Origin of the sequence: Devosia insulae DS-56 (genome assembly GCF_000970465.2) — a bacterium.
GTDB classification, from domain to species: domain Bacteria; phylum Pseudomonadota; class Alphaproteobacteria; order Rhizobiales; family Devosiaceae; genus Devosia_A; species Devosia_A insulae.
The window spans coordinates 1-3,713 of sequence record NZ_LAJE02000294.1 but is presented as its reverse complement, the minus strand read 5'-3'; the positions used below and the strand labels follow the sequence as shown (position 1 = coordinate 3,713).

Annotated in this window: 5 protein-coding genes; 2 read left to right on the top strand and 3 right to left on the bottom strand. The window is 64.8% G+C overall.

The genetic code is table 11. The annotated features are described in order from the left end of the window. Positions 1–93: 93 nt before the first annotated feature. Complete coding sequence (locus tag VW23_RS21020; protein WP_069911465.1) at positions 94–474, bottom strand: winged helix-turn-helix transcriptional regulator; 381 nt, start codon at positions 472–474, stop codon at positions 94–96. Between the two features lie 82 nt (positions 475–556). Between VW23_RS21020 and VW23_RS21015 the strand changes: the two genes are divergently transcribed. Beyond that, positions 557–1,543: an NADPH:quinone reductase gene (locus VW23_RS21015; RefSeq protein ID WP_069911464.1), complete on the top strand. Its 987-nt coding sequence runs from the start codon at positions 557–559 to the stop codon at positions 1,541–1,543. Between the two features lie 289 nt (positions 1,544–1,832). Here VW23_RS21015 and VW23_RS21010 read toward each other — a convergent pair whose 3' ends face one another. Then, complete coding sequence (locus tag VW23_RS21010; RefSeq protein ID WP_069911463.1) at positions 1,833–2,297, bottom strand: cupin domain-containing protein; 465 nt, start codon at positions 2,295–2,297, stop codon at positions 1,833–1,835. 171 nt (positions 2,298–2,468) lie between these two features. On the opposite strand from VW23_RS21010, the gene VW23_RS21005 reads away from it, so the two are divergent. Then, a complete protein-coding gene (locus VW23_RS21005) occupies positions 2,469–3,107 on the top strand; it encodes a TetR/AcrR family transcriptional regulator (protein WP_141728419.1) in 639 nt (212 codons plus the stop codon). On the opposite strand, the gene VW23_RS21000 is transcribed toward VW23_RS21005, so the two are convergent. Further along, a complete protein-coding gene (locus tag VW23_RS21000; protein WP_069911461.1) occupies positions 3,064–3,570 on the bottom strand; it encodes a response regulator transcription factor in 507 nt (168 codons plus the stop codon). The two genes, VW23_RS21005 and VW23_RS21000, sit on opposite strands and share 44 nt — an antisense overlap. Between the last annotated feature and the right edge of the window lie 143 nt (positions 3,571–3,713).

Sequence of the window (3,713 nt, the reverse complement as noted above, 5' to 3'; positions counted from 1 at the left end):
CCCTCCCCCGTTTCACGGTGGAGGAGCACGGAGAGTGCAGTGCTTAACCCCATATGCGATGGCCCTGCGCGCCGGGCTGTCGCGAGAGCCCGCCTAGGGGCAAATGTGGAGGTGCTCGCGCTCCTCGTCCGAGCTGAAGCCCATCCCCCAAGCTCGCATGCTGAGCAGTACCGGCTCGAGCGAACGGCCGAGTTCCGTCAGCTCATATTCGACCCGCGGGGGCACTTCCGGATAGACGATGCGATTGATCACCCCGTCACGCTCAAGTTCGCGCAATTGCAGCGTCACCATGCGCGCCGTCGCATTGGGCACCATCCGGCACAGCGCATTGAAGCGCAATTTGCCGTCGAGCAGGTGAAACAGGATCACCGGTTTCCAGAGGCCCCCGATTACCGAAAGGGTCACTTCCACCGCGCAACCGGTGCGGCCAGCCTTACGGCGCGGGCGGGTCAGGATAGGGGTGCTATCATTCATGATAGTACATGTTGCCTTTGTACGTACTGTTCTCAGATGCATTGAAGACCTAGCTAGGCTGGGAAACAAGAGGAACGTTCGAATGAAAGCTGCCTGGTTTTCCACCAAGGGCCCCGCCCGCGACGTATTGCAGGTCGGCGAGTTGGCGACGCCACACCCCGCGCCCGGCGAAGTGCTGATCCGCGTCCGTGCCTCGGGGGTCAATCCGTCCGACACCAAGGGTCGCAGCGGCAGCGGCGCCCCGGCCTTCCCGGAGGTCGTGCCCAATCAGGATGGCGCGGGCGAGATCGTCGCCGTGGGTTCTCCCGAACTCGACAGCCGGATCGGTGAGCGCGTCTGGTTCTACGAATCCCAGCTTGGCCGCTGGAACGGCTCAGCCGCCGAATACACCACGCTCCCCGCCTGGAAGGCTGTCCAGCTGCCTGACGGCGTCAGCTTCGAGGAAGGCGCCTGCCTCGGCATTCCCGCCATGACCGCCTATCGCTGTGTCTTCGTCGATGGTCCGGTCACTGGCAAAACCATCTTCGTCTCCGGCGGTGCCGGCGCGGTGGGCCGCTACGCCATCCAGTTCGCCAAGCTGGGCGGTGCCCGCGTCATCGCCTCGGTCGGCAATGATGAGGCCGCCGCATCAGCCACTGCGGCCGGTGCCGATCTGGTCCTCAACCGCCATACTGATGATCTGCCCGCTCGGGTTGCTGCCTTCACTGGCGACAGCAAGGGCAGGGGTGTCGACCGCTTCGTCGAAGTCGCCTTTGGCGCCAATCTCGAGCTGATCGGCAAGACCCTGGCGCCCAACGGCGTCGTCGCCACCTATGCCAGCGATGCCGTGCCTCAGCCCACGCTGCCGTTCTGGCCGATGATCTTTCTCGACGCCACCATCCGCTTCGTGCTGGTCTATGTGATGACTGCCGAGGCCCACCGCGAAGCCGCCGCCGGCATCAACGCCGCGCTTGAGGCCAATCAACTCACCCACCAGATCGGCCGCGTGCTGACCCTCGACGACATCGTCGCCGCCCACGAAGCCGTCGAACGCGGCGAACTTGGCAAGACGATTATTAAGCTGGCCTGAGGCAACAGCCTGATTGGTCCACTGGGGAGGGAAGGCGGATGAGCGGGCGCGGCGCCCGGCTGTCAGTGCGTCGGCCGCGGACGCTCCCGCGTCCACAGCGGAATAACGTTGCCGTACTGCGAGAAATCCGGACGGCGTGACGTCTGGGGCGGACCGGCCGGTAGCCGCCGCAACCGGCGGCGGGGTGCTATCGTCGCCGATGCGGCGTTCCAGGCGCCGGCCGCCCTGGGAGCTGAACGTGACGGCCTGGTCGCCGACGAGCAGAGCCCGGCCAGGCCTCGCGCCGAGCTCAGCTGTCCAGCTTTGGTGTCGGCTGGAACGCGGTGAGGCCGAAGCGCTCGCACAGGGCCGGCACACTGTCGGGATCCATATCGAGCTCATACTTCTCAAGGATCGGGCCGGCCCTGGACAGGTCCGGCCAGATCGCCGCCATCTCGCGGAAACAGTCCTCGAAGCCGGCTGGCGAGATGATCTCGATGATTTCGCACGGCGTGTCGCCGGCATTCCAGAAGGTGTGCCACTGGGCCCGCGGCTTGAACACCCAGCTCCCCGCTTCAGCAACGACCACGTCGTCACCAAGCAGCGCGCCCATCCTGCCGCTGAGCACATAGGAGTATTCATCCTCCCGGTGATGACGGTGCAGCGGAGCGGCCAGCGCATGCGGGGCGATCGGGTGGTGGACGACCGAGAAGCGCTTGCCCGTCTCGGCTCCATCGATCTTCCAGTGGATGCCAAACCCGCCGAGATCGAACATCCTGCCCGCCTCGTGCGAAATAATCGTGGGGGACGGTTGAGCTCCGATGCCGGCGGTCGCCGTTCTCCGGGTAGACATTTGGATCGACATGACTCATATCTCCTCTATGAGTGAACGCCATCGTTCACTCATTACTAACAGGCAGGGTGGTACGTCAATATCGGTGATCAATTGCGTTCACTGAAAGATAAGAAACCTCGGGCCTACCAGCTCCGGGCGCGCGCCGACAAGCAGGCCACGATGCATCGCGCCTTGGCCAAAGCGGCTTTTGAACTGCACTCCTCTGTGGGCCCAGCCAGGACCACCATCAGCGCCATCGCCGAGCATGCCGGGGTCCAACGCCTGACGGTGTATCGTCACTTTGCCGACCAGGACGCGATCTTCGCGGCGTGCATCGCCCATGCCTATGAGCTGGATCCGCCGCCCGACGCGCAGGCGTGGACGTCGATTGCCGACCCTGAGGCTCGTCTTCGGGCGGCGCTGACAGCCACCTACGGGTATTATCGGCGCAATCAGCGGCTGCTGGCCAATGTGTACCGCGACGCCGAACTGCCCGCGGTCGCAGCCAGACTGGCGCACCACGCCGAACTGCAACTCGGCGCGGTCGCCGTGCTCAATATGGGTTGGAGCGCGGCCAACCACCGGATGCTGGCGGCCGCGATAGGCCACGCCCTCGATTTCAGCACCTGGCGGTCGCTGGCGCAGACCCGCGGCCTGTCGGACGCGGAGGCGACCGAGGCAATGACCGTTTTCGTCAAGGGGATCGTCAGTGCGTCGGCAGTGGCCGTTCGCGTGTCCACAGCGGGATGACGTTGCCGTATTTTGAGAAATCCGGCCGGCGGGACGTCGTTGCGCGGACCGGCCGGTAGCCGGCGAGGCTGGCGGCGCGGCGGGAGAGGCGCGATTGCACCCGTTCGAGCAGGTATTTCGGCGACATCGGTTTGACGATCACTTCGTCGATGCCCGAGGCGATACAGAGGTCCTTGGTCTCGGGCGACACGACGCTGGCGAGCGCGATCACCTGGTAATCGTGATGCGGGATGCTCTGGTCGGCGCGCAGGTCGCGACTGACCCGGTCGGCACGGGCTGAGGCGCTGTCGAAATCGGTTACCACCACATCGACTGGCGCGAGCCGCATATAGGTGACAAGCGCCAACTCGGATTCGAACGGACGGACCCGGAAGCTCGGCACCGAAGCCAGCACCATGCTGAGGATGGAACTCAGCGCCGGGTTGGCAACGAGGACAGCTATGGTGCGGACTGGTTCGGCCAATCTCTTGCGACGCTCCAATGGTTAAACAATTGTTACCATTGCGTTGCGGCGGGCGGAAGCTGCGGCAAGTGCGGATATGGCAATTTTCCGCGGGGACAGGGCCAGGCCAAGCCTCCCTCCCCCTTGAGGGGAGGGATTGAGGG